Consider the following 23,452-nt stretch of genomic DNA (forward strand, 5'->3'; position numbering starts at 1 on the left):
TAAAGACCGCTAGTATAAGCGGCCCCTACCTGGAGAACCTTGACCATGGCCCACAGCAAGCCGGAAATTGTCATCACCTATTGCACCCAGTGCCAGTGGCTGCTGCGCGCGGCCTGGCTGGCCCAGGAGCTGCTCAGCACCTTTTCCGACGACCTTGCCCGGGTGGCGCTGGAACCTGGCACGGGCGGGGTCTTCCGTATTACCTGCCAAGGCGTGCAGATCTGGGAGCGCAAGGCCGATGGTGGCTTCCCCGAGGCCAAGGTGCTGAAGCAGCGGGTGCGAGACCAGATCGACCCGCAGCGCGACCTGGGCCACAACGATCGCTGATCAGGCGCCCTCGGCCAGCGTGGGCTGTTTGGTTGACGGTTCGGCGGCCAGGCGGCTGGACAGCACGATGGCGAAGATGATCAGCGCACCGCCAAGCAGCATGCGCAAGGTTGGTGTCTCGGCGAACACCACCCAGGCCACGGCAATGCCGTAGACCGGCTCCATGCCGAATACCACGGCGGCGGTGCGTGCTTTGATCACCGCCAGGCTGGCGACGAACAGGCTGTGGGCGACACCGGTGCAGAAGATGCCGAGCAGGGCGATCCACAGCCAATCCTTGGTCGCCACCGCACCCAGGCCTGGCGCGGCCACCGGCAGCAGGCACAGGCCGACCACCAGGTTCTGCCACAGCGCTGCCTGCACGGCGGGCAAGCGCCCGGAGCCGGCACGGTTGGTCAGTGACAGCAGCGAGAACAGCAGGCCCGAGAGCAGGGCCCAGAGCAGCCCGCCGGTGGCTTCGCTGGCCAGGTCGAAGGACGGCGTCACCAGGATCAGGCCGATGCTGACCAGCACCACCAGTACGGCTTCGTTGCGGCGGATGCGTTCACGGTACAGCAAGCCTTCGAGGATCACGGTGAATGCCGGGAAGCTGGCGAAGCCGAGGGTGGCGATCGCCACACCGGCGACCTTGACGGCGATGAAGAAGCTGACCCAGTGGCCGGCCAGCAGCACGCCGCCGAGCAGCAGGCGGCGCATGTCGCGCCCGCTCAGGCGTTGCCAGCCGGGGCCGGTGAGGCTGGCGAACAGGGCCAGCGCGAGCACGGCGAAAGCGGCGCGACCAAAGACGATGATGGCCGGGCTGGCGCTGGCGGCCAGTTTGCCGAACACGCCGGTCAGGCCGAAGAACAGTGCGCCGATGTGCAGGGCCCCGAGGGCGGTGCGGTGGTTCATGGTGGTCCTTGCGATCTTCGTTGTATTTGCCTGCCCTATCGCCGGCAAGCCGGCTCCCACAGGTACAGCACAGTCCTCAAGCTTGTGATGTTCCTGTGGGAGCCGGCTTGCCGGCGATAGAGCCGGTACAGGCGCAGTGTAAAACCTCAGGCTTGCTCGGTCTGTCGCAAGACTCGCCTCAGTTGTCGCCAGACTCTCGCCGCAACGCCACTGGCGAACAGCCGAACGCGCGCAGCATCGCCGCCGAGAACGCACTCTGCGAACTGTAGCCAACCTGCGCCGCGATCTCCCCCATCGGCAGCGCAGTCTGTCGCACCAACTGCCGCGCCTTGAGCAACCGCCGCTGGCGGATATAGTCCATCGGCGTCATCCCGCATTCGACGGTGAAGCGCGCATGCAGCCGGGCGCTGGACAGCCCTGCGATACGCGCAAGATCAGCGACCTGCAGCGGGTATGCAGCGTGGCGTTCGATATGGCTGTCGAACGCGGCATAAGGCAGCCGATGGCTGGGCGTAACCGTGGCCGAAGCCGTGGGATTCAAGCTGGCCAACAGCAGCACCGCACCTTGGCGGGCAATCAGCGGGTCGTCCACCGGGCTTGCCGCCAGCCAGTCCACCAGTTGCTGCTGACGGTTGTCCAGGCCCAGGGCCGCAGGGCGGTCGAGCAGGCGGCGACTGGCGTCGGCATGCTCACCCAGTTGCTCGTGCAACCAATGATCGCCTGGCACATCGAGCACCAGGCAGTGGCTGCCGGTGTCACTACCACAGCTGTGATGAGTGCCGGCAGGTACGACCATGAGGCCCTGGCGAGCGACCCGCGCCCCTTGCCCCTGCACCTCGAAATCCAGGCGACCCTGCAGGCCGAACACCAGTTGTGGGTGCTCGTGGCTGTGGGCGATCAGGTCGTCGCGGTAATGGCGCAGGGAAAGAATCGGGCCGGCGGTCATGGGCGTCCTCGCAGGGCAGGCAACCATTGTGCCCCATTCCCGACCCCTCATCACCCGTCACATCGCTGCCACCAACCTGTCACCTGGGCCTGCCAGTCTCCAGCAAACAGCGCCGGAGCCCGCCCATGACCCACGTCGAACTCTCTCGCCCTTCACGCAAGCAACGTGTGCGCACGTTGTGGATTTCCGACGTTCACCTGGGCACCCGTGATTGTCAGGCTGAACACTTGTCGCAGTTTCTCAAGGCTTATCAGGCCGATCGCATCTACCTGGTCGGCGATATCATCGACGGCTGGAAATTGCGCGGCGGTATCTTCTGGCCGCAAGCCCATACCAATGTGATCCGCCGTTTGCTCACCATGAGCAAGCGTGGCACCGAGGTGATCTACGTCACGGGCAACCACGACGAGTTTCTGCGCCGTTATTCGAAGTTGATGCTTGGCAACATTCAGCTGGTGGACGAGGCCGAGCACCTGACGGCAGATGGCCGCCGGCTGCTGGTGATCCACGGCGACCAGTTCGACGTGATTACCCGCTATCACCGCTGGCTGGCCTTCCTTGGCGACCGTGCCTACGAGGTCACCCTGGTACTCAACCGCTGGCTCAACCATTGGCGGGCGCGCTACGGCTATGGCTACTGGTCGCTGTCGGCCTACCTCAAGCACAAGGTCAAGGGCGCGGTGAACTTCATCAGCGACTTCGAGGACGCCATTGCCCACGAATGCACCCGGCGGGGTTTTCACGGGGTGGTGTGCGGGCATATCCACCATGCCGAAATCCGCAGGGTCGGCGAGGTGGAGTACCTCAACTGTGGCGATTGGGTCGAGTCATGCACGGCATTGATCGAGCACTGGGACGGCAGCATCGAGTTGTATCGGCTGGCCGATGCTCAGGCGCGGCATGCCGAGCAGGCTGCCGCGCTGCGCGAACCTGCCTGAGGCGCCCTAGAGGCTGATGCGGCCCAGCAGGATGTCGCGAAACATCGCGAAATCGCCGATCAGGCTGTACAGCGGGTGCTTGAAGGTGGCCGGCCGGTTTTTCTCGAAAAAGAAGTGCCCGACCCAGGCGAAGCCATAGCCGAACAGCGGCACGGCCAAGAGCAGCAACCACTTGCCACTGCCGATGGTGTAGGCCAGCAGGGCAATGACCAGGCTGGTACCGACGAAGTGCAGGCGTCGGCAGGTGGGGTTGCTGTGCTCCCCCAGGTAGTACGGGTAGAACTCGGCAAAACTGCGAAACTGCGCTGTGCTGTTCATCGCAATGCTCCGGGATTATCACTTTTTGACAGGATACACGGCGTGGAGCCTGAATCGAGTCTAGAGTCACTGACGGAGCCGGCCAGTGACAATAGGCGCCAATTGAGTATCCTTAGGTTCACCGCATGAAGCGGTCAGCATAAGAAGCCTGTCATGAGTGAGAGAACCACGTCAGCCAGCTGGGCATCAGGGATCGTCAAGGCACTCGAGCTGGAAGGGCTCGATTGCCGTGCCATGTTCAAGCAACTCGGGCTCGACTTCGCCGCCCTCGATGACCCGGATGCGCGTTTTCCGCAAGACTCCATGACCCGCCTGTGGCAGTTGGCGGTGGAACTGTCCGGCAATGAAGCCATCGGCCTGAACATGGCGCGGGTGGTGCGGCCGGCATCGTTCCATGTGGTGGGCTATGCGTTGATGTCGAGTCGCACCCTGGCCGAAGGTTTCGAACGGTTGGTGCGCTATCAGCGCATCATCGCCGAAAGTTCAGACCTGAGCTTCCGCCTGGGCCCCGAAGGCTATTCCCTGATCCTTACCGTGCATGGCGATCATCTGCCGACGACCCGGCACAGCTCGGAGGCATCGCTGGCGTGCGCACTGGCCCTGAGCAAGTGGCTCAGCGGCCGCCCCATACAGCCCAGGCGGGTGCTGATCCAGGGGCCGCAACCGAAGAACATCGAACCGTACAAGGTGGCGTTCCATTCGCCCCTTGTGTTCGGAGCCGCCCACGATGCGCTGATATTCGAACGCGCCGACATGGAAGCCCCGCTGCCAACTGCCAACGAAGCGATGGCGGTGCTGCATGACCGCTTCGCCGGCGAATACCTGGCGCGTTTTTCCGAAAGTCGGGTAACCCACCGTGTACGCCAGGTGCTGTGCCGCATCTTGCCCCAGGGCGAGCCCAAGCGGGAGACCCTGGCCCAGGCCCTGCACCTGTCCCAGCGCACCTTGCAGCGCCGCTTGCAGGAAGAGGGCACCAGTTTCCAGGCGCTGCTGGACGACACCCGCCGCGAGCTGGCCGAGCAATACCTCGCCCAGCCAGGCATGACCCTGCTGGAAACCGCCTACCTGCTGGGTTTTGCCGACCCCAGCAACTTCTACCGGGCGTTCCGTCGCTGGTTCGACGTTACCCCAAGCGAATTCCGCTCCCGTCTGGGCGCGGAACCCATGGTACTCAGTGACGCCAGAACGCCGGCATACACAACACCAGCACCGTGATGATCTCCAGGCGACCGAGCAGCATGCCGCTGGCGAGGATCCACTTGGCGGCATCCGGCAGCGAGGCGTAGTTGCCCGAAGGGCCGATCACTTCGCCAAGGCCCGGGCCGACACCCGAGACGGTGCCAGCGGCGCCCGTTAGCGCGGTCATCCAGTCCACGCCCAGCAGTGACAGCAGCAAAGCCATCACGCAGATGGTGATGGCGAAGAAGAACGAGAACGTCAGGATCGAACGCACGATCTCTTCGTCGAGGCGGTGGCCGTTGTATTTCTGCTTGATCACCGCGCGCGGGTGGATCAACTGGTTCAAGCTGGCCTTGAGCAGGATGTAGGCCACCTGGAAGCGGAAAATCTTGATGCCGCCGGCGGTGGAGCCGGAGCAGCCACCGACGAAGCCCAGGTAGAAGAACAGCATCAGCGAGAAGTTGCCCCACAGGCTGTAGTCGCCCAGCGCAAAGCCGGTGGTGGTGACCACCGATGTCACGTTCAGCGCCACATGGCGCAAGGCATCCAGCCAGTGCAGGTTGGTGGTGGCCCAGTACCAGGTGCCCAGCACCAGCCAGGTGACCACCAGCATGCCGAGCAGCCCCTGGACCTGCTGGTCGCGGATCAGCGCCTTGCGGTTGCCGCGCAGGGTGGCCACGTAAAGGGTGAACGGCATGCTGCCGAGGATCATGACCACCACGGCGACCCAGTGCACCGCCGGGATGTCCCATTTCGCCAGGGATTGGTCCGAGGTGGAGAACCCACCGGTGGAGATCGCCGACATGGCGTGGTTGATCGCATCGAACGGTTTCATGCCGGCCCACCAGAAGGCCACGGCGCCGAGCACCGAAAAACCGACGTAGACCCCGACGATCGACTTGGCGACCATGTGCGAGCGCGGCATGACCTTTTCCGAGCGGTCGGAGGACTCGGTCTGGAACAGGCGCATGCCACCGATGCGCAGCAGCGGCAGGATCGCCACGGCCATGGCGATGAAGCCGATGCCGCCGAGCCAGTGCAGCATCGAGCGCCACATCAGGATACCCGGCGACATGGTGTCCAGCCCGCTGAGCACTGTCGCGCCGGTGGCGGTGATGCCGGACATGCTCTCGAAGAAGGCATCGGTGTAGCTGATGTGCTGGGTCAGCAGGAAGGGCAGGGCAGCGAACACGCACACCACCAGCCAACTACTGACGGTGAGCAGGTACATGTCGCGCGGGCGCAGGTGCACATGTTCCGGTCGGCCCTGCACGACCATCGCCAGGCCGGCGACGAAGGTGATCAGGCTCGACCAGAGGAACGACGGCATGTCGCCGGTGCGCTCGAAGATCACCAGGGTCGCCATGGGTACGACCATGCTGACTGCCAGGGTGATGAGGAAGATGCCGATGATGAAACCAATGATCCTTAAGGTCGGCAAGGCCATGTGATCTGCTCTGACTCTGAACGGAAGGGCGCCATTCTACCTATGGGTCTGGTGATGTAAACGCTAGAATGGCCGCACATTTACCAGCCAGGAGGGTAGCCGATGGAGGCTCTCGACGCATTGCTCAACCGTGTTTCCGTGCCACGCCTGACCGAACCTGCGCCCAATGCTGCCCAGCGCGAGGCGCTGTTCCAGGCGGCGCTGCGGGCGCCAGACCACGGTCAACTGCGGCCGTGGCGCTTCCTGACCATCGAGGGTCAGGGCCGCGAGAAACTCGGTGAGCTGTTCGCCCAGGCGCTGCAGAACAAGGGCGAAGCGAGCCAGGCTGCGCTGGACAAGGCACGTGCCATGCCGTTGCGTGCGCCGTTGCTGATCGTGGTGATCGCCAAGTTGCAGGACCACTTCAAGGTACCCAAGTCCGAGCAGCGCCTGGCGGCGGGCTGTGCGGCTCATGGCATCCTGATCGCCGCCCATGCCCAGGGCATCGGCGCGGTGTGGCGCACCGGCGACATGGCCTTCGATGCCTTTGTGCACAAGGGACTGGGGATGGCCGAGAACGAGGAGGTGATCGGTTACCTGTATGTCGGTACGCCGCTGGCCGAGCCGCGCACGGCGCCGGTGCTGGAGACTGCAGCGTTCGTCAGCGCCTGGGGCGAGTGATGTGCTGACTGCTTCGCGGGACAAGCCCGCTCCCACAGGTTTTCCACTGAGCTTGAGGTCAGCAGGGTACTTGTGGGAGCGGGCTTGTCCCGCGAAGAGGCCGGAAAACCTGGCATCAATTCAGCTGCCAATCTCCACTGCTAGCGGCAATTCCAGCTGGGCCAGGAACCCACCCTGCGGATGATTCTCCAGCACCAGGCTGCCGCCATGGCGCTCTACCGCCTTGCGCGCAATCGCCAATCCCAACCCATGTCCCGCCGCATCCTGCCCCGGCGCGCGGAAGAACGGCTCACCCAACTGCGCCAGATGCTCCGCAGCCACCCCCGGTCCATGGTCGCGCACGCTCACCACGATCCGATCCTGCTCACGCTCGGCGCGAACCTCGATCGGCTGCCCCGGCGGATTGAAGCGCAAGGCGTTGCGCAGCAGGTTGTCCACGGCCCGCTCGATCAAGGTCGGCCAGCCCTGCAGGGTCAGCCCTGGCTGCGCCTCCAGCTTCACCTCCTGCTCCGGTGCGCTGAGCTGGGCATCCTTGCGCACGCTGCCGAGCAAGGCATTCAGGTCGACGGGCTCGGCATGCGCCTGTTCGGCATCGACCCGGGCCAAGGTCAGGATCTCGCTGATCAGGTCTTCCAGGCGGTCGCACTCGCGGGTCAGGCGTGGCCACAGCGCCTGGCGTTGATCGGCCTCGGCCCGTTCGGCCAAGGCCAGGGCGATGCGCAGGCGGGCCAGGGGGGAGCGCAGTTCGTGGGAAACATCCCGCAGCAACTGGCGCTGGCTGCCGATCAGGCTCTGCAGACGGGCCCCCATCTTGTTGAAGTCCTTGGCCAGCACGCCGAACTCATCGCGCCGGGCCGCCAGGCGGGCCAGGCTGTTCTGCTGGTAGCTGGCCTGGCCGAGGTCGTGCACGGCGCCGCGCAGGCGGCTCAGTGGACGGGTGATGGACAGGGTCACCAGCAGGCTGAACAGGGTCAACACCACCAGGGCAATGCCCAGGGCGCTCAGTGGCCAGAGCAGGCTCTCGCGGTGCCAGGCGTCCAGTTCAGGGTGCGGGATACGGTAGATCAGCAGGTAGGTTTCACCGCTCTCGGGGCTGGTGTATTCCTCGGTCAGGCGGCGCCACGGCAGGCGGCGCTGGTCATTGTGCTGGCGCGCCTCGAACGCTGCAGCACGGCGCGGGAATGTTCCGGGCACCACCGCCTCGCCACTGTCATCGAGCACCTGCACGTCGATCTTGAAACGTTCTCTGCGTCGTTCCAGAAACATCTGCGCAGACGCTTCGCCTTCCTGTTCGTAGTGCTTGGCCCAGTGGCTGGCCAGGGTGTTGAGGCCTGGGTGGCGGCTGAGGATCCAGGCGTCCTGGTTGAGCATATGGCCCAGCAGGATCGACAAGCCAGCGACGAGGGTGATGGCCAGCCAGAAGCTGGCCAGGATGCGCCAGAACAGAGAACGCAAGAGCACCTCCTGTAAACGGGAAAAGCCCGGCCCGCGAGGGCGCGGGCCGGGCGTCGGTGGGGCAGCTTACTGGGCCTTGTTGCCTTTTTCAGCTTTCCAGGCCTGGAATTCCTTCCATTCAGCCTTGCGTGCTTCACGCGCTTTCTGCAGTTCGTCGAACTTCTTCTGCTGGTCTGGCTTGAGCAGCGCGCGGACCTGGCTTTCGGTCTTGTCGTGGCTGGCCTTGAGCTCGTCCTTCATGGCTTTCTGTTCGGCGGCTGGCAGTTTGGCCATGTAGCGTTCGGTGATGTCGTGGCGGTTTTTCATCTGCTCGCCCATCAGCTTGCGGATTTCCTGGCGCTGCTCGCGGCTCAGGTCCAGTTGGGCGAAAGGCGCATCACCGCGATGATGCGGGCCGTCGTGGCGCGAGCCGCCTTCAGGCATGGCCATGGCCACGGTCGGCAGGGCGGCGGCGAACATCAGGGCGATAAGGGTCTTGCGCATGGTGTCTCTCCTTTCATAGGCCGGTGGTTACCGGATGAGCTCAGTCTAGGGAGATCAAGGTCAAGCGCGGTCAGGGAAGGGTAAAGGCTCGGTAAAGATGCGCAGGTCAGAGGCTGTAGTAATAGCCACGGCTGCGCAGGGCCACGATGCGCGGGCGGCCGTCGGCGTGCGGGCCGATCTTCTTGCGCAGGTTGCTCACGTGCATGTCCAGGCTGCGGTCATACAGTGTCAACTTGCGGCCCAGGCCGATTTGCGCGAGTTCCTGCTTGTCCAGCGGCTCGCCGGGTTGGCGCAGCAGAGCTTCGAGAATACGGCTTTCGGACAGGGTGAGGCTCATCTCCCGGCCGTCGATGCTGACCACGCCACGTACCGGGCTGAAGGCCAGGTCACCGATCTCCAGTTGCGTGGTGGCGGCCGTCGGGTGGCTGCGGCGCAGCACGGCCCGCAGGCGTGCGGTGAGTTCACGGGGGTCGCAAGGTTTGGCCAGGTAATCGTCGGCACCCAGTTCCAGGCCGAGAATACGGTCCAGCGGCTCGCCACGGGCCGAAAGCATCAGCACTGGCAACTCGGCATGCTCGCTGCGTAGCTGCTTGAGCAGCTCCAGGCCACTGCCGTCGGGCAGCATCACATCCAGCACCACGGCCGCGGGTTCGTGCTCGGCCAGGGCCTTGCGTGCGCTCTGGCCGTCGTGGCAGGCACGCACGGTAAAGCCTTCCTGGGTCAGCCAGCTGCCGAGCAGCTCGCAGAGTTCCTGGTCGTCATCAATCAGTAACAGCTCGCTCATGACTCACTCAATTCAAATCGACGGCGTCTGACGTATGCGCCAGTGGCAAAGATACAGCAGGCGCCGCCAATTCTTCGGTTATGGCAAGACTTGCTTGAATGGCTTGACGATGACGTTGTCATATACGCCGGCGGCAATGTACGGGTCGGCATCGGCCCAGGCCTGGGCGGCGGCGAGCGAATCGAACTCGGCGACGATCAGGCTGCCGCTGAAACCGGCAACACCTGGGTCGTTGCTGTCGATGGCCGGGTGCGGGCCGGCCAGCACCACGCGGCCTTCTGCCTTGAGCTGCTGCAGGCGCTCGATGTGCGCCGGGCGCGCGGCCAGGCGTTTTTCCAGGGAGTTCGCGACGTCGCTGGCGATGATGGCGTAGAGCATGTCAATCCTTGGTCTTGGAGGTGGAAGGGTCGTCGTGCAGGTGGCGCGACAGGTACACACCCTGCGCCACCAGGAAGATCACGGTCATGCCCAGGCTGCCGAATACCTTGAAGTCGACCCAGAAGTCCTGGAAGGTGAAGGCGACGAACAGGTTCGCCGCGCCGCAGAACAGGAAGAAGGCGATCCAGGCCAGGTTCAGGCGTGTCCACACGGCGTCGGGCAGGGTCAGGGCATGGCCCATGATGCGCTTGATCAGCACCCGGTCGCCGATGAAATGGCTGCCGGCAAAGCCCAGGGCGAACAGCCAGTTGACCACCGGCGCCTTCCACTTGAGGAAGGTTTCGCTGTGGAAGGTCAGGGTCAGGCCGCCAAACACCAGGCAGGCGATCAGCGTCAGCCACTGGCCCTTCTCAAGCTTGCGTTGGCGCAGGAACAGCGCGCCGTACACCAGCAGCGAGCTGGCGATCAGCATCGCCGTGGCGCTGTAGATGCCGCCGAACTCGAAGCTGTGGCCAGCGACTTCCATCGGGCGCGGGTCGAGCTTGTAGACGATGAAGAACAGCAGCAGCGGGATGAAATCGATGAATTGTTTCACAATGGCAGCCAGAATCAGGATGTGACGGCATAATAACAAACATCGATTCCAGCGAAAGCGCTCCTCCATGAATGTTGATCTGCACTGTCACAGCACGGCCTCCGATGGCGCCCTGTCGCCTGCGGTCCTGGTCGCCCGGGCCCATGAGCACGGGGTGCAGACCTTGTCCCTGACCGACCATGACACCCTCGAAGGCCTGCCAGAGGCGCGCCAGGCGTGTGCCGAGCTGGGCATGCGCTGGGTCAGTGGCGTGGAATTGTCGTGCACCTGGGGTGGCGCGACCATCCATGTGCTGGGCTATGACTTCCCGCTCGACGCCCCACCGTTGCTCGATGCCATCACGGCTTTGCACCGTGGTCGCTGGCTGCGCGCCGAAGAAATCGACAAACGGCTGTCCGCCAAAGGCATGCCGGGTGCCCTCGACGGCGCGCGCGCCGTGCAGCAGGAGCTGGGCGACAGCGGCAACGCGCCTGCGCGGCCACATTTCGCCGAGTTCCTGGTGCGTGCCGGGCACGTCAAGGACCGTGGTGAAGCCTTCCGCAAGTGGCTGGGGGCGGGCAAGCTCGGCGACGTCAAGCTGCACTGGCCGACCCTTGAAGAAACTGTTGCCACCCTGCGCCAGTCGAATGCCTGGGTGAGCCTGGCCCATCCCATGCACTACGATCTGACCCGCAGCAAGCGCAGGCGGCTGATTGCCGACTATATTCAGGCAGGCGGGCAGGCGCTTGAGGTGGTCAATGGGATGATGCCGGCCGAGCAGGTGGGCACGATGTCCATCCTCACCCGTGAGTTCGGCCTGCTGGCAAGCGCTGGCAGCGATTTCCACGGCCCCGGCACCTGGGGCGAGATCGGTGCCTACCGGCCATTGCCCGAGGACCTGCCACCTCTGTGGCGCCGATTTAGCCATGAACAGCCTTTGGCGGTATGAACAGGACGACTACGTGAGCCAATTTTTCCAGATTCATGCGGAGAACCCGCAGGCGCGCCTGATAAAACAGGCCGTCGAAATCATTCGCAAGGGCGGCGTGGTGGTGTATCCCACCGACTCGGCATACGCCTTGGGCTGCCAGATTGGCGACAAGAACGCGATCGAACGGGTTCGCCGCTTGCGCCAACTGGACAAGCAACACAATTTCACCCTGTTGTGCTGCGACCTGTCGCAAATGGGGCTGTTCGCCAAGATCGATACCTCCACCTTCCGCCTGCTCAAGGCGCATGTTCCTGGGCCCTATACCTTCATCCTCAATGCCACCCGGGAAGTACCACGGCTGCTGATGCACGAGAAGCGCCGTACCATCGGCCTGCGCGTACCGTCCAATCCGATAGTCCTGGCGCTGCTCGAAGAACTGGGCGAGCCGTTGATGAGCGTGAGCCTGATCTTGCCGGGCGACGAAGAACCCATGACCGATCCCTACGAGATCCGTCAGCGCCTGGAGCACCATGTCGACCTGATCATCGATGGCGGCTTCGGTGATCTCAAGGCCTCCACCATCATCGACCTGACCGGCGATGAGCCTGCATTGATTCGCGAAGGCTGCGGCGACCCCACGCCGTTCCTGGTCAGCGCGTGAGCCAGCTGGACACCCCTGAGGCACCTGGCATCGAAGCCGAATCGCCGCAGCAGTTACAGTTGGCCCTGGTCTACGGCGAAGCGCTGACCGAGATGCCGGTGGACCTGTACATCCCGCCGGACGCCCTGGAAGTCATCCTCGAAGCCTTCGAGGGCCCGCTCGATTTGCTGCTGTACCTGATCCGCAAGCAGAACATCGACATCCTCGACATCCCCGTGGCGGAGATCACCCGCCAGTACATGGGTTACGTCGAGTTGATGAAGAGCGTGCGCCTGGAGCTGGCCGCCGAATACCTGGTGATGGCCGCTATGCTGGCCGAAATCAAGTCGCGCATGCTCCTGCCGCGCTCGACCGCGATCGAGGAAGAAGAGGGCGACCCGCGCGCCGAACTGATCCGTCGGCTGCAGGAGTACGAGCGCTTCAAGGCCGCCGCCGAGGGCCTCGACGAGCTGCCCCGGGTCGGCCGCGATGTCGTCGTGCCGCGTCTTGAAGCACCCCAGGCCAAGGTGCGCAAGCTGTTGCCGCAGGTCAGCCTGGAGGAGCTGCTGGTGTCCATGGCCGAGGTCATGCGCCGCAACGACCTGTTCGAAAGCCACCAGATCACCCGCGAGACCCTGTCCACCCGCGAGCGCATGAGTGATGTGCTGGAGCGCCTCAAGGGTGGAGGTTTTGTGCCCTTCGTCGAACTGTTCGGCGCCGAGGAGGGCAAGCTGGGCGTGGTGGTGACCTTCATGGCGATCCTCGAACTGGTCAAGGAGTCGCTGATCGAACTGGTGCAGAATGAGCCTTTTGCGCCCATCCATGTGCGGCTGCGCGCCGAGTCTGTCGAAGAAACCGATGAACCTGAATGACCCCCGCGACCTGGCGTCGCTGATCGAGGCTTTTCTGCTCGCCTCGGGCAAGCCGCAATCCCTCGAGCGCCTGTACGAGTTGTTCGAGGAGGGCGAGCGCCCCGAGCCGAAAGTCTTCAAGAAGGCCCTGGAAGTGCTGGGCAAGTCCTGCGCTGGCCGTGCGTTCGAGCTCAAGGAAGTGGCCAGCGGCTATCGGCTGCAGATCCGTGAAAATTTCGCGCCCTGGGTAGGCCGCTTGTGGGAGGAGCGTCCACAGCGTTACTCCCGTGCGCTGCTGGAGACCATGGCCTTGATTGCCTACCGTCAGCCGATCACCCGCGGTGAGATCGAGGATGTGCGTGGCGTGGCGGTCAACAGCAATATCATCAAGACCCTGATGGAGCGCGAGTGGATTCGCGTGGTCGGTCACCGTGAAGTGCCGGGTCGGCCGGCGATGTTCGCCACCACCAAGGCGTTTCTCGATCACTTCAACCTCAAGAGCCTTGAGGAGTTGCCGGCATTGGCAGAGCTGCGAGAGATGGAGCCGGAGCCGCTGCTCGACCCGGATGACGCGCCGGTGCCAGCGCACCTGCAGGCGCTGGCCGATGCCAGCCTGGGTGAAGATGAGGGGGGTGAGGAGCCGAAGGAGGAGACCAGTTTCCGCAGCCTGCTGGTGGAACTGGATGCCATGGAAGAGGGGCTGAAGACCGATTTCGATGATTTACGCGAAGAAGAGCCCGAGGCCTGGGTGGAGGACGAGGGCAAGTTGCAGCCCTGAGCTTTCTGTTGTCATCGCCGGCCCTTTCGCGGGGCAAGCCCGCTCCCACAGGTTCTCCGTTGCCCTGTGGGAGCGGGCTTGTCCCGCGAAGAGGCCGGTACTGGCTCCGCAAACCACTGGGCAGATAATCACGCCCACCCTGACAAAACCCACTACCCTCCAGTGCGTTCCCCCACCGAACCGCGTATGATGCGCGGCCTTTTGGCGCGTCCGTCGCCAGAACCTGATTTTTCATTCCTACACCGGGAGGTGCCCAGATGAGTGAGCAAGACCTGCAAAATACCGAAATCACCCCGCCAGCCGGCGAAAAGCTGCAGAAAGTGCTGGCGCGTATCGGCGTGGGCTCGCGCCGTGACGTCGAGGCCTGGATCAGCCAGGGCCGCATCAAGGTCAACGGCGTCGAGGCCACCCTCGGCCAGCGCGTCGACCTGCATGACGCCATCGCCGTCGACGGCAAGCTGATCAAGCGTGAGGAGGCCGCCGAGGCCACCCGCCGGGTGATCATGTACAACAAGCCCGATGGCGAGATCTGCACCCGTGACGACCCGGAAGGCCGTCCGACCGTGTTCGACCGCCTGCCGCGCCCGAAAGAAGGCCGCTGGATCAACATCGGCCGCCTGGACATCAACACCACCGGCCTGCTGCTGTTCACCACCGACGGTGAGCTGGCCAACCGCCTGATGCACCCGTCCTACGAGATGGACCGCGAGTACGCGGTGCGTGTGCGTGGCGAGGTCGACGACGAGATGATCGAGCGCCTGAAAGCGGGCGTGATGCTCGAAGACGGCCCGGCCAAGTTCACCGACATCCAGAAGGCGCCGGGCGGCGAAGGCTTCAACCACTGGTACCACTGCGTGGTGATGGAAGGCCGCAACCGCGAAGTCCGTCGCCTGTGGGAATCCCAGGGCATGGTGGTCAGCCGCCTCAAGCGCGTGCGCTTCGGCCCGGTGTTCCTCAACTCCGACCTGCCGATGGGCCGCTGGCGTGAAATGAGCCAGGGCGAGATCGACATCCTGGCCGCCGAAGTGGGCCTGCAGCCGGTGGCGCTGCCTGCCATGAACCTCAAGGCCAAGGACAAGATGGAGCGCCTGCAGCGCAAGTCGAGCCGTCCATTGGGCCGTGGCGAGCGCGTGCGCAACCTGCGCCCGTCGCATGAAGCCGGTGCTGCTGCTCCTGCCGAGCGCCCTGCACGCCAGCCGCGTGAAGAAGCGCCACGCAAGAGCCGTGGCAGCGCCGTTGCCGAGCGCCCGAGCGACATGCGCAAGCGCCCAGCCAAGCCTGATGGTGGCAAGCCAGCAGGTCGCGGTCGCGGCAAGCCGCGCGGCTGATCTGCATCGGCCATGATCAAAAGCCAGCCTTCGGGCTGGCTTTTTTGTGCCTGTTTTCCAGGGACACCTGCGGTCCCTGTGGGAGCCGGCTTGCCGGCGATTGGCCGCAAAGCGGCCCAAGATATTGAGAAAAAACAATTTTTCGGACGACTGGCAAGTTTTCAAACCGCCCTGTAAAGAAATTTGTACAAATTCCCCAGCTTTCCTTGGTCGGTCTGGTTTTCTGTAAACAGATCTTGCCGCGCCCACCCTCAAAAGCCTGCGCCTAAGTCCCTCCCCCTATTGCTCAAACCCCCGTCCCCACGCTGTTATAGCGTCCATTGCCATGTGCACAAGCCCGTCCACAGAGTCGGGCACATAGAACAACAAATGGAGGCGCCATGTACGCCGATCACCTCGCCTTTGAAGGCATCCACCACAGGACCGCTGCGTTTTTCCCCCGGGAATTGACGCAACGCGTTGACGCCTGCGCGCTCGCAGGGGTATACAGTGCGCCGCGTTTTACCTGTGACCCTTTTGCGTACCGCGCACTCTTGCTCACACCCGGTTGATCCGCCCTGGCGGCGCCTGTGTGCAAGAAACCCAAGGTAACCACCTTGCCCATTCCGCTGCGCCACGAGCGCGGTGGGTCCGATTCCGTCACAGATAAAAACAATGCAGGTGACTTCGTTCATGAGTGAACAAAACATGCATTCAGGCGAGCTCAAGCGGGGCCTGAAGAACCGCCATATCCAGTTGATCGCCCTTGGCGGCGCGATTGGTACCGGCCTGTTCCTCGGCTCGGCAGGCGTGATGAAATCCGCCGGCCCGTCGATGATCCTCGGCTACGCCATCTGCGGCTTCATCGCCTTCATGATCATGCGCCAGCTTGGCGAGATGATCGTCGAAGAGCCGGTGGCCGGTTCGTTCAGCCACTTCGCCCACAAGTACTGGGGCGGTTTCGCCGGCTTCCTGTCGGGTTGGAACTGCTGGGTGCTGTACATCCTGGTGGGCATGTCGGAGCTCACGGCGGTTGGCAAGTACATTCACTACTGGTGGCCGGAAATCCCGACCTGGGTGACGGCGGCCGGTTTCTTCCTGCTGATCAACGCCATCAACCTGATGAACGTGAAGGTCTTCGGCGAAGCCGAGTTCTGGTTCGCCATCATCAAGGTGGCAGCCATCGTCGGCATGATCGGCCTGGGTGCCTACCTGCTGACCAGCGGCAGCGGCGGCCCCGAAGCTTCGGTGACCAACCTGTGGGCCCATGGCGGCTTCTTCCCGCATGGCGTCAGCGGCCTGGTCATGGCCTTGGCGTTCATCATGTTCTCCTTCGGCGGCCTGGAAATGCTCGGCTTCACCGCAGCCGAGGCCGACAAGCCGAAAACCGTGATCCCCAAGGCGATCAATCAGGTCATCTACCGCATCCTGATCTTCTACATCGGTGCGCTGGTGGTGCTGTTGTCGCTGACCCCATGGGACAACCTGGTCGCCAGCATCGACGCGTCCGGCGGCAGCTACGGCAGCAGCCCGTTCGTGCAGGTGTTCTCGCTGCTGGGCAGCGATGTGGCGGCGCACCTGCTGAACTTCGTGGTCTTGACTGCGGCGCTGTCGGTGTACAACAGCGGCACCTATTGCAATGCGCGCATGCTGCTGGGCATGGCCGAGCAGGGTGACGCCCCGGCGGCCCTGGCCAAGGTCGACAAGCGCGGTGTGCCGGTGCGCTCGATCCTGGTGTCGGCAGCCGTGACCCTGATTGCGGTGCTGCTGAACTACTTCATCCCGCAGAATGCGCTGGAGCTGCTGATGTCGCTGGTGGTCGCGACCCTGGTGATCAACTGGGCGATGATCAGCTACTCGCACCTGAAGTTCCGCCAGCACCTTGATCGCACTGGCCAGAAGCCGCTGTTCAAAGCGCTGTGGTACCCGTACGGCAACTACATCTGCCTGGCCTTCGTGGTGCTGATTCTGGGCATCATGCTGCTGATCCCGGGTATCCAGGTGTCGGTGTATGCGATTCCGGTGTGGCTGCTGGTGATGTTCCTGGCGTATGCCGTCAAGTCCAAGCGCCGGCCGCAGGTCAATGGCACAACGGCTGGTACTGCGGCCAAGTAAAGGCTGCGGGCAGTAGACGAAACCCGATGTCAGGTGACTGGCATCGGGTTTTTTGTTGCCTGCACTGGCCCTTTCGCGGGACAAGCCCGCCCCCACAAGTACTCCACTGAACCCAAGAGCAGTGGAGTACTTGTGGGGGCGGGCTTGTCCCGCGAAAGGGCCGGATCTGGCAATGAAGCATTCAGATCTGTTCGAGCAACCAGCTACGAAACGCTCGCAACGAAGGCAGCGCCTCATTCCTCGGCGGGTAGATCAGGTAATAACTGCGCTGGCTGGCAAACGCCGCCCCGGGGTTGAACAGCTCACCCTTGGCCAGTTCCTCCTCCACCAGAATCCGCGGTACCAACCCGATCCCGATCCCGGCCCGCACTGCCTGGATCAAATGCGAGGTCAATTCGAAACTTGGCCCCAGGCGCATCGCCCGGTGCGGCAAGCCATGATGCGAGAACCATTCGCCCCACGCATGCGGGTTGTTGGCGACGTTGAGCAATACCTCTTCGCTGATCCGCACGGGCGGCCAGTCCTGGGCTTGCGCGCCAGCTTGCGGGGGCAGGATCACCACCAGTTCCTCGGCGTGCAGGCGATGGCAGATCAATCCGGGCAGGTCATGGCTGGCCACGCCAATGGCAGCATCGATCTCGCTGGTGTCGAAGTTGATGGCTTCGATCCGTGAATGAATATGCACCAGCATCCCCGGGTGGGCGCTGTAGAACGCGTGCAGGCGCGGCAGCAGCCACTTGGAACCGAAGGTGGGCAAAGTGGCCAGGCGCAGGGTGCCGACCCCGGACTGATAAGCCAGGGCCTGCAGCGTGGCGCTGCGGATGCGCCCCAATGCTTCGCTCAGCTCGCGCTGGTACAGCCGGCCGACATCAGTCAGTTGCACCTGCCGGCCTTCGCGACGGAACAGGGTCAGCCCCAGTTGCTGCTCCAGCGCCTGCACCTGGCGACTGACCGCGCTCTGGGTCAGGGACAGTTCGGCGGCGGCACGGGTGTAGCTTTCATGCCGGGCAGCGGCCTCGAAAGCCAGCAGCAGTGACATGGACGGTGTCAGGTGGCGGTAATTCATTCACAAAAGTCATCGATAGCGGCAGGATTATCCGTTTGCCCCTGAGGCGAAACTACAGGAACATTGGCCTATACGTCATCCCTGCCTGCATCGACCTATGCCGGGATGACAGGATTCCCGTGAATTAGCCCATATCAAGAGGCCATCCTTCGATGATCGCCCAGCTGCCGACCCTTGCGCCGACCGCCGCTTACCCCGAATTCCTCGAAGCCCTGCGCAACAGCGGCTTCCGTGGCCAGATCAGTGCCGACTACGGCACCCGTACCGTGCTGGCCACCGACAACTCGATCTATCAGCGCCTGCCCCAGGCAGCAGTGTTCCCGCTGGACGCCGACGACGTGGCGCGGGTCGCCACGCTGATGGGCGAGCCGCGTTTCCAGCAGGTCAAGCTGACCCCGCGTGGCGGTGGCACCGGTACCAACGGCCAGTCGCTGACCGACGGCATCATCGTCGACCTGTCGCGGCACATGAACAAGATCCTCGAAATCAACGTCGAGGAACGCTGGGTGCGGGTCGAGGCGGGTACGGTCAAGGACCAGCTCAATGCCGCGCTCAAGCCGCACGGGCTGTTCTTCGCGCCCGAGCTGTCCACCTCCAACCGCGCCACCGTCGGTGGCATGATCAACACTGACGCCAGCGGCCAGGGCAGTTGCACCTACGGCAAGACCCGCGATCACGTGCTCGAACTGCACAGCGTGCTGCTCGGTGGCGAGCGCCTGCATAGCCTGCCGATCGATGATGCCGCGCTGGAACAGGCTTGTGCCGCCAGCGGCCGGGTCGGCGAGGTGTACCGCATGGCCCGGGAAATCCAGGAAACCCAGGCCGAGCTGATCGAGAGCACCTTCCCCAAGCTCAACCGTTGCCTGACCGGTTATGACCTGGCGCACCTGCGCGACGAACAGGGCCGGTTCAACCTCAACAGCGTGCTGTGCGGTGCCGAAGGCTCGTTGGGCTACGTGGTGGAAGCCAAGCTCAACGTGCTGCCGATTCCCAAGTACGCGGTGCTGGTGAACGTCCGCTACGCAAGCTTCATGGACGCCCTGCGCGATGCCAATGCGCTGATGGCGCACAAGCCATTGTCGATCGAGACGGTGGACTCCAAGGTGCTGATGCTGGCGATGAAGGACATCGTCTGGCACAGCGTTGCCGAATACTTCCCGGCCGACCCCGAGCGCCCGACCCTGGGTATCAACCTGGTGGAGTTCTGCGGTGACGAGCCGGCCGAGGTCAATGCCCGGGTCGACGCCTTCATCGAGCACCTGCAGCGCGATACCGGCGTCGAGCGCCTGGGCCATACCCTGGCCGAAGGTGCCGAGGCGGTGACCCGCGTCTACACCATGCGCAAGCGCTCGGTGGGCCTGCTCGGCAACGTCGAGGGCGAAGTGCGGCCGCAGCCGTTTGTCGAAGACACCGCCGTGCCGCCGGAGCAACTGGCCGATTACATCGCCGACTTCCGTGCGCTGCTCGACGGCTACGGCCTGGCCTACGGCATGTTCGGCCACGTCGATGCCGGCGTGTTGCACGTACGCCCGGCGCTGGACATGAAAGACCCGGCCCAGGCCGCGCTGGTCAAGCCGATCTCCGATGCCGTGGCGGCGTTGACCAAAAGCTATGGCGGCCTGCTCTGGGGCGAGCATGGCAAGGGCCTGCGTTCAGAGTACGTGCCGGAATACTTCGGCGAGCTGTACCCCGCACTGCAGCGCCTGAAAGGTGCATTCGACCCGCACAACCAGCTCAACCCCGGCAAGATCTGCACTCCGCCGGACAGTGCCGAGGGCCTGACCAAGGTTGACGGCGTGACCCTGCGCGGTGATCTCGACCGCACCATCGACGAGCGTGTGTGGCAGGACTTCCCCAGTGCCGTGCACTGCAACGGCAACGGCGCCTGCTACAACTACGACCCCAACGACGCCATGTGCCCGTCGTGGAAGGCCACCCGTGAACGTCAGCATTCGCCCAAGGGCCGTGCCTCGTTGATGCGCGAGTGGCTGCGCCTGCAAGGCGAAGCGAACATCGACGTGCTCGCCGCGGCGCGCAACAAGGTGTCGTGGCTCAAGGGCCTGCCGGCGCGTCTGCGCAATAACCGCGCGCGCAGCCAGGGGCAGGAAGACTTCTCCCATGAAGTGTACGACGCCATGGCTGGCTGCCTGGCGTGCAAATCGTGCGCGGGGCAGTGCCCGATCAAGGTCAACGTGCCGGACTTCCGCTCGCGTTTCCTCGAGCTGTACCACGGCCGCTACCAGCGCCCGCTGCGTGACTACCTGATCGGCTCGCTGGAATTCACCATCCCTTACCTGGCCCATGCGCCGGGGCTCTACAACGCGGTGATGGGTTCGAAGTGGGTGAGCAGGCTGTTGGCGGAGCAGGTCGGCATGGTCGACAGCCCACTGATCAGCCGCTTCAACTTCCAGTCCACCCTGACCCGTTGCCGGGTCGGCGTGGCCAGCGTGCCAGCGCTGCGCGAACTGACGCCAGCCCAGCGCGAGCGCAGCATCGTGCTGGTGCAGGACGCCTTCACTCGCTACTTCGAGACGCCGCTGCTGGCTGCGTTCATCGAGCTGGCCCACCGCCTTGGTCACCGGGTGTTCCTGGCGCCTTACAGCGCCAACGGCAAGCCGCTGCATGTGCAGGGCTTCCTCGGTGCCTTCGCCAAGGCCGCCATCCGCAACGCCACCCAGCTCAAGGCCTTGGCCGACTGCGGCGTGCCGCTGGTGGGCCTGGATCCGGCGATGACCCTGGTCTACCGCCAGGAATACCAGAAGGTGCCGGGGCTTGAGGGCAGCCCGAACGTGCTGCTACCACAGGAATGGCTGATGGACGTTCTGCCAGAGCAGGCACCGACCGCGCCAGGCAACTTCCGCCTGATGGCGCACTGCACCGAGAAGACCAACGTGCCGGCCAGTACCAAGCAATGGGAGCAGGTGTTCGCCCGCTTGGGCCTGAAGCTGGTGACCGAGGCCACGGGGTGCTGCGGCATGTCCGGCACCTATGGGCACGAGGCGCGCAACCAGGATACCTCGCGGACGATCTTCGAGCAGTCGTGGGCGACCAAGCTGGACAAGGAGGGTGAGGCACTGGCGACCGGTTATTCGTGCCGCAGCCAGGTCAAGCGCATGACCGAACGGCAGATGCGTCACCCGCTGGAAGTGGTGTTGCAGTACGCGCAGCGCTGACCTTCAGGGCCCTGGGGGCTGCTTTGCAGCCCTTTCGCGACACGAGGCCGCTCCTACAAGAGGCCCCGTGCTTCTGTAGGAGCGGCCTTGTGTCGCGAAAGGGGCGCAAAGCGCCCCCAGCTTCTAACGCTCCCGCTGCCTCCGCGCCTGCCTGTACAGATACAAGCTCAACACCAACCCGCAACAGGCCGCCGCCGCCGCGAACAGAAACATCGAAGCAAACCCGAACCCCGACGCCACCGCCCCCACCAGCGGCCCGGTAATCCCCAGCGACAAGTCGATGAACAGGGAATACGCCCCCACCGCCGCCCCGCGGTTGGCCGCCGAAACCTGGTTCACCGCCTCCACCCCCAGCGCCGGGAACACCAACGAGAAACCAAACCCGCTCAGCGCCGCACCGGCCAGCGCCATCTCTGCGCTGGGCGCGAGCCACAGCATCAGCAGCCCCAGTGTTTCCACCGCCAGGCAGACAATGGCCACGCGAAACCCGCCAATCCGGTTGATCAGGTTGCCGAACAGCAACCGCGCACTGATGAAGCTGGCGCCGAACAGGCTCAGGGTCAGGGCGGCGTTGCCCCAGTCGCGGCTGGCGTAGTACAGGGTGATGAACGTGGCGATGGTGCCGAAGCCGATCGAGCCCAGGGCCAGCCCCGATCCATGCGGGAACACCTTGCCCAGCACCCGCAGGAACGGCAGGCGCACGCCACTGACGACCGGTGCAGCGCGCTTGGGCCAGGCCAGCAGCAGGCCGACCACACCCAGCAGGATGATGCTCGCGCCCATGCTCCACAGGCCCAGGCTCTTGACCATCAGCACGCCCAGTGGCGCGCCGACGGCCAGTGCGCCATAGCTGGCGATGCCGTTCCAGGAAATGACCTTGGCGGTGTTCTCGGCGCCGACCCGGCCGATACCCCAGCCAATCGAGCCAGAGCCCACCAGGCTCTCGGCGCTGCCCAGCACCAGGCGGCCCACCAGCAGGCAGGCCAGGCTCACCCAGGGCAAGTGGGTCAGAAAGGCGCAGGCCAGCATGAACACGCCGCTCAAGCCGCAGCCGAACAGCCCGTACATGACTGCCTTCTTGCTGCCCAGGTTGTCGATGATGCGGCTGGCGGTAGGGCGGCTGAGCAGGGTCGCCAGGTACTGGACGCTGATCACGAGGCCCGCGACCACGGCGCTGAAGCCCAGCTCGTTGTGCACATAACCCGGCAGCACGGCCAAGGGGATGCCGATGTTCAGGTAGCCGATGAAGGTGAACAGCACGATGGAAACGACTTGCGCGGTGATCGCAAGCTGGGAGGGGGCAGGCGCGGACATGAAGAATCCAATGGACAATAGGCAGGCGTGAACCCTGCGATGATAACTACCCAGGGATGATCTGTGGGAGGGGCTTGCATGAAGAATGCCTGTGCCAGCAGGCTGCTGGTCGAGGCTGGACGGTGTGAAAACTTAGATGACGGGGGAGGCCCGCAGGTCAGCCGTTTTCACACAGCCGATGGGAGTGCGCAGTTATTCCTGATCAGCGCTGGATTGTTCGTCGCCATCCTCGACGGCAGGCGTCGGTTCGGAGTGGGCGGCAACGGTTGGCTCTTCGGGGTTCAGGCTTGGGAAGGGAAAATTCGGGATCTCATGCATCTCGTCGTTCCTCGCAAGTGTGAGTGAAAAGTCTGCGGCAGGCGCGGTTCGAGCTTCGGAAAGCTGGGGCAGGATACACAAGTCTGGATGACAGTTTGTAATTAATTCCCGGTCGCTTGTCGGTTTTGCGTGCGGATACCGGACATTGTTCCCAATGAAAAAGGGCCGCTGTGCGGCCCTTTTTCAGGTTACTTACGGCCTTCAGCCGTTTCGGCAACCTTGTCTGTGCGTGCGCACATGATGAAGTCGTTGCGGTGCAGGCCTTTGATCGAGTGGCTCCACCAGGTCACGGTGACCTTGCCCCACTCGGTCAGCAGGCCTGGGTGGTGGCCTTCGGCTTCAGCGATCTCGCCCACGGCATTGGTGAAGGCCAGGGCGTGCTTGAAGTTCTTGAACAGGAACACGCGCTCCAGCTCCATGTGGCCGTCGCGTACTTCGATGTTCCAGTCCGGGATCTCGCGGATCAGCTCGGCCAGCTCGTCGTCGGTGACTTTCGGCGCATCGGCGCGGCAGGCTTCGCAATGGGCTTGGTTCAAGGCATTCATGGGTACTTTTCCGGTTCGAGTTGTTATCGAGAGG

Annotated in this window: 24 protein-coding genes; 11 read left to right on the top strand and 13 right to left on the bottom strand. The window is 64.0% G+C overall.

The features are described 5' to 3' along the window. The first annotated feature begins 45 nt into the window (after window positions 1-45). Entirely contained in the window at window positions 46-327 is a 282-nt protein-coding gene (locus ACIPZG_RS03190) for a SelT/SelW/SelH family protein (protein WP_008091843.1), read from the top strand. Here ACIPZG_RS03190 and ACIPZG_RS03195 read toward each other — a convergent pair whose 3' ends face one another. Both ACIPZG_RS03195 and ACIPZG_RS03200 read right to left on the bottom strand, forming a co-directional pair. Then, complete coding sequence (locus tag ACIPZG_RS03195) at window positions 328-1,218, bottom strand: DMT family transporter (RefSeq protein WP_400710117.1); 891 nt, start codon at window positions 1,216-1,218, stop codon at window positions 328-330. Window positions 1,219-1,396: 178 nt separating this feature from the next. Then, a complete protein-coding gene (locus ACIPZG_RS03200) occupies window positions 1,397-2,164 on the bottom strand; it encodes an AraC family transcriptional regulator (protein ID WP_400710120.1) in 768 nt (255 codons plus the stop codon). Between the two features lie 125 nt (window positions 2,165-2,289). Here ACIPZG_RS03200 and ACIPZG_RS03205 point away from each other — a divergent pair, with 125 nt between their 5' ends. Further along, a complete protein-coding gene (locus tag ACIPZG_RS03205; protein ID WP_400710123.1) occupies window positions 2,290-3,102 on the top strand; it encodes a UDP-2,3-diacylglucosamine diphosphatase in 813 nt (270 codons plus the stop codon). A gap of 6 nt (window positions 3,103-3,108) precedes the next feature. Here ACIPZG_RS03205 and ACIPZG_RS03210 read toward each other — a convergent pair whose 3' ends face one another. Continuing rightward, the gene (locus tag ACIPZG_RS03210) at window positions 3,109-3,420 is read right to left on the bottom strand and encodes a DUF962 domain-containing protein (RefSeq protein WP_008091834.1); all 312 of its coding nucleotides are present in this window, start codon (window positions 3,418-3,420) and stop codon (window positions 3,109-3,111) included. A 153-nt stretch (window positions 3,421-3,573) separates the two neighbouring features. Between ACIPZG_RS03210 and ACIPZG_RS03215 the strand changes: the two genes are divergently transcribed. Then, window positions 3,574-4,635, top strand: a complete 1,062-nt coding sequence (locus ACIPZG_RS03215; protein WP_400710126.1) for an AraC family transcriptional regulator — start codon at window positions 3,574-3,576, stop codon at window positions 4,633-4,635. Here the strand turns inward: ACIPZG_RS03215 and ACIPZG_RS03220 are convergent. Next, window positions 4,592-6,046 (bottom strand): TrkH family potassium uptake protein, encoded by a 1,455-nt coding sequence (locus ACIPZG_RS03220; protein WP_400710129.1) that lies wholly within the window; start codon window positions 6,044-6,046, stop codon window positions 4,592-4,594. The genes ACIPZG_RS03215 and ACIPZG_RS03220 overlap by 44 nt on opposite strands. Window positions 6,047-6,148: 102 nt before the next feature. On the opposite strand from ACIPZG_RS03220, the gene ACIPZG_RS03225 reads away from it, so the two are divergent. Beyond that, on the top strand, window positions 6,149-6,706 hold the full coding sequence (locus ACIPZG_RS03225) for an NAD(P)H nitroreductase (RefSeq protein WP_008091830.1): 558 nt from the start codon (window positions 6,149-6,151) through the stop codon (window positions 6,704-6,706). Between the two features lie 120 nt (window positions 6,707-6,826). Here the strand turns inward: ACIPZG_RS03225 and ACIPZG_RS03230 are convergent, their stop codons facing one another. From ACIPZG_RS03230 to ACIPZG_RS03250, 5 genes are all read right to left on the bottom strand, one after another. Continuing rightward, window positions 6,827-8,167: a sensor histidine kinase gene (locus ACIPZG_RS03230; RefSeq protein WP_400710133.1), complete on the bottom strand. Its 1,341-nt coding sequence runs from the start codon at window positions 8,165-8,167 to the stop codon at window positions 6,827-6,829. A 60-nt stretch (window positions 8,168-8,227) separates the two neighbouring features. Further along, window positions 8,228-8,644 carry a Spy/CpxP family protein refolding chaperone gene (locus ACIPZG_RS03235; RefSeq protein ID WP_008091828.1) on the bottom strand — a complete coding sequence of 139 codons (417 nt, stop codon included), beginning with the start codon at window positions 8,642-8,644 and terminating at the stop codon, window positions 8,228-8,230. Window positions 8,645-8,750: 106 nt separating this feature from the next. Further along, window positions 8,751-9,428, bottom strand: coding sequence for a response regulator transcription factor (locus tag ACIPZG_RS03240; protein WP_400641709.1), 678 nt, complete (start codon window positions 9,426-9,428; stop codon window positions 8,751-8,753). Between the two features lie 78 nt (window positions 9,429-9,506). Next, complete coding sequence (locus ACIPZG_RS03245) at window positions 9,507-9,806, bottom strand: YciI family protein (RefSeq protein ID WP_400710136.1); 300 nt, start codon at window positions 9,804-9,806, stop codon at window positions 9,507-9,509. Window position 9,807: 1 nt separating this feature from the next. Next, window positions 9,808-10,401, bottom strand: coding sequence for a septation protein A (locus ACIPZG_RS03250; protein WP_400710139.1), 594 nt, complete (start codon window positions 10,399-10,401; stop codon window positions 9,808-9,810). A gap of 67 nt (window positions 10,402-10,468) precedes the next feature. On the opposite strand from ACIPZG_RS03250, the gene ACIPZG_RS03255 reads away from it, so the two are divergent. The 6 genes from ACIPZG_RS03255 (at window position 10,469) to ACIPZG_RS03280 (ending at window position 17,002) form a co-directional block, all read left to right on the top strand. Then, window positions 10,469-11,329, top strand: a complete 861-nt coding sequence (locus tag ACIPZG_RS03255; protein ID WP_400710141.1) for a PHP domain-containing protein — start codon at window positions 10,469-10,471, stop codon at window positions 11,327-11,329. A gap of 13 nt (window positions 11,330-11,342) precedes the next feature. Beyond that, window positions 11,343-11,972: an L-threonylcarbamoyladenylate synthase gene (locus ACIPZG_RS03260; RefSeq protein ID WP_043273139.1), complete on the top strand. Its 630-nt coding sequence runs from the start codon at window positions 11,343-11,345 to the stop codon at window positions 11,970-11,972. A gap of 125 nt (window positions 11,973-12,097) precedes the next feature. Next, a complete protein-coding gene (locus ACIPZG_RS03265) occupies window positions 12,098-12,823 on the top strand; it encodes a ScpA family protein (RefSeq protein WP_162130460.1) in 726 nt (241 codons plus the stop codon). Then, on the top strand, window positions 12,810-13,580 hold the full coding sequence (scpB, locus tag ACIPZG_RS03270) for an SMC-Scp complex subunit ScpB (protein ID WP_400710145.1): 771 nt from the start codon (window positions 12,810-12,812) through the stop codon (window positions 13,578-13,580). Before ACIPZG_RS03265 ends, scpB begins: the two co-directional genes overlap by 14 nt. Window positions 13,581-13,837: 257 nt before the next feature. Continuing rightward, a complete protein-coding gene (rluB, locus tag ACIPZG_RS03275) occupies window positions 13,838-14,908 on the top strand; it encodes a 23S rRNA pseudouridine(2605) synthase RluB (protein WP_008091813.1) in 1,071 nt (356 codons plus the stop codon). A gap of 672 nt (window positions 14,909-15,580) precedes the next feature. After that, the gene (locus ACIPZG_RS03280; protein WP_400710149.1) at window positions 15,581-17,002 is read left to right on the top strand and encodes an amino acid permease; all 1,422 of its coding nucleotides are present in this window, start codon (window positions 15,581-15,583) and stop codon (window positions 17,000-17,002) included. Window positions 17,003-17,183: 181 nt separating this feature from the next. Here the strand turns inward: ACIPZG_RS03280 and ACIPZG_RS03285 are convergent, their stop codons facing one another. Further along, window positions 17,184-18,068 carry a LysR substrate-binding domain-containing protein gene (locus tag ACIPZG_RS03285; RefSeq protein ID WP_400710152.1) on the bottom strand — a complete coding sequence of 295 codons (885 nt, stop codon included), beginning with the start codon at window positions 18,066-18,068 and terminating at the stop codon, window positions 17,184-17,186. A 152-nt stretch (window positions 18,069-18,220) separates the two neighbouring features. Here ACIPZG_RS03285 and ACIPZG_RS03290 point away from each other — a divergent pair, with 152 nt between their 5' ends. Next, window positions 18,221-21,241 (top strand): FAD-binding and (Fe-S)-binding domain-containing protein, encoded by a 3,021-nt coding sequence (locus ACIPZG_RS03290; RefSeq protein WP_400710155.1) that lies wholly within the window; start codon window positions 18,221-18,223, stop codon window positions 21,239-21,241. A gap of 123 nt (window positions 21,242-21,364) precedes the next feature. On the opposite strand, the gene ACIPZG_RS03295 is transcribed toward ACIPZG_RS03290, so the two are convergent. The 3 genes from ACIPZG_RS03295 to ACIPZG_RS03305 form a co-directional block, all read right to left on the bottom strand. Beyond that, entirely contained in the window at window positions 21,365-22,555 is a 1,191-nt protein-coding gene (locus tag ACIPZG_RS03295) for an MFS transporter (protein ID WP_400710158.1), read from the bottom strand. 192 nt (window positions 22,556-22,747) lie between these two features. Further along, the gene (locus ACIPZG_RS03300) at window positions 22,748-22,873 is read right to left on the bottom strand and encodes a hypothetical protein (RefSeq protein WP_400710161.1); all 126 of its coding nucleotides are present in this window, start codon (window positions 22,871-22,873) and stop codon (window positions 22,748-22,750) included. Between the two features lie 188 nt (window positions 22,874-23,061). Then, complete coding sequence (locus tag ACIPZG_RS03305) at window positions 23,062-23,418, bottom strand: 4a-hydroxytetrahydrobiopterin dehydratase (protein ID WP_008096719.1); 357 nt, start codon at window positions 23,416-23,418, stop codon at window positions 23,062-23,064. Window positions 23,419-23,452: the final 34 nt, after the last annotated feature.

Origin of the sequence: Pseudomonas sp. NPDC089395, from assembly GCF_044749525.1 — a bacterium.
Lineage (GTDB): Bacteria > Pseudomonadota > Gammaproteobacteria > Pseudomonadales > Pseudomonadaceae > Aquipseudomonas.

Bases quoted from the DNA above. Each gene is read 5' to 3' on its own strand.
- ACIPZG_RS03190 (WP_008091843.1), top strand. From the start codon at position 46: ATGGCCCACAGCAAGCCGGAAATTGTCATCACCTATTGCACCCAGTGC.
- ACIPZG_RS03195 (WP_400710117.1), bottom strand. From the start codon at position 1,218: ATGAACCACCGCACCGCCCTCGGGGCCCTGCACATCGGCGCACTGTTC.
- ACIPZG_RS03200 (WP_400710120.1), bottom strand. From the start codon at position 2,164: ATGACCGCCGGCCCGATTCTTTCCCTGCGCCATTACCGCGACGACCTG.
- ACIPZG_RS03205 (WP_400710123.1), top strand. From the start codon at position 2,290: ATGACCCACGTCGAACTCTCTCGCCCTTCACGCAAGCAACGTGTGCGC.
- ACIPZG_RS03210 (WP_008091834.1), bottom strand. From the start codon at position 3,420: ATGAACAGCACAGCGCAGTTTCGCAGTTTTGCCGAGTTCTACCCGTAC.
- ACIPZG_RS03215 (WP_400710126.1), top strand. From the start codon at position 3,574: ATGAGTGAGAGAACCACGTCAGCCAGCTGGGCATCAGGGATCGTCAAG.
- ACIPZG_RS03220 (WP_400710129.1), bottom strand. From the start codon at position 6,046: ATGGCCTTGCCGACCTTAAGGATCATTGGTTTCATCATCGGCATCTTC.
- ACIPZG_RS03225 (WP_008091830.1), top strand. From the start codon at position 6,149: ATGGAGGCTCTCGACGCATTGCTCAACCGTGTTTCCGTGCCACGCCTG.
- ACIPZG_RS03235 (WP_008091828.1), bottom strand. From the start codon at position 8,644: ATGCGCAAGACCCTTATCGCCCTGATGTTCGCCGCCGCCCTGCCGACC.
- ACIPZG_RS03240 (WP_400641709.1), bottom strand. From the start codon at position 9,428: ATGAGCGAGCTGTTACTGATTGATGACGACCAGGAACTCTGCGAGCTG.
- ACIPZG_RS03245 (WP_400710136.1), bottom strand. From the start codon at position 9,806: ATGCTCTACGCCATCATCGCCAGCGACGTCGCGAACTCCCTGGAAAAA.
- ACIPZG_RS03255 (WP_400710141.1), top strand. From the start codon at position 10,469: ATGAATGTTGATCTGCACTGTCACAGCACGGCCTCCGATGGCGCCCTG.
- scpB (WP_400710145.1), top strand. From the start codon at position 12,810: ATGAACCTGAATGACCCCCGCGACCTGGCGTCGCTGATCGAGGCTTTT.
- rluB (WP_008091813.1), top strand. From the start codon at position 13,838: ATGAGTGAGCAAGACCTGCAAAATACCGAAATCACCCCGCCAGCCGGC.
- ACIPZG_RS03280 (WP_400710149.1), top strand. From the start codon at position 15,581: ATGAGTGAACAAAACATGCATTCAGGCGAGCTCAAGCGGGGCCTGAAG.
- ACIPZG_RS03285 (WP_400710152.1), bottom strand. From the start codon at position 18,068: ATGAATTACCGCCACCTGACACCGTCCATGTCACTGCTGCTGGCTTTC.
- ACIPZG_RS03290 (WP_400710155.1), top strand. From the start codon at position 18,221: ATGATCGCCCAGCTGCCGACCCTTGCGCCGACCGCCGCTTACCCCGAA.
- ACIPZG_RS03295 (WP_400710158.1), bottom strand. From the start codon at position 22,555: ATGTCCGCGCCTGCCCCCTCCCAGCTTGCGATCACCGCGCAAGTCGTT.
- ACIPZG_RS03300 (WP_400710161.1), bottom strand. From the start codon at position 22,873: ATGCATGAGATCCCGAATTTTCCCTTCCCAAGCCTGAACCCCGAAGAG.
- ACIPZG_RS03305 (WP_008096719.1), bottom strand. From the start codon at position 23,418: ATGAATGCCTTGAACCAAGCCCATTGCGAAGCCTGCCGCGCCGATGCG.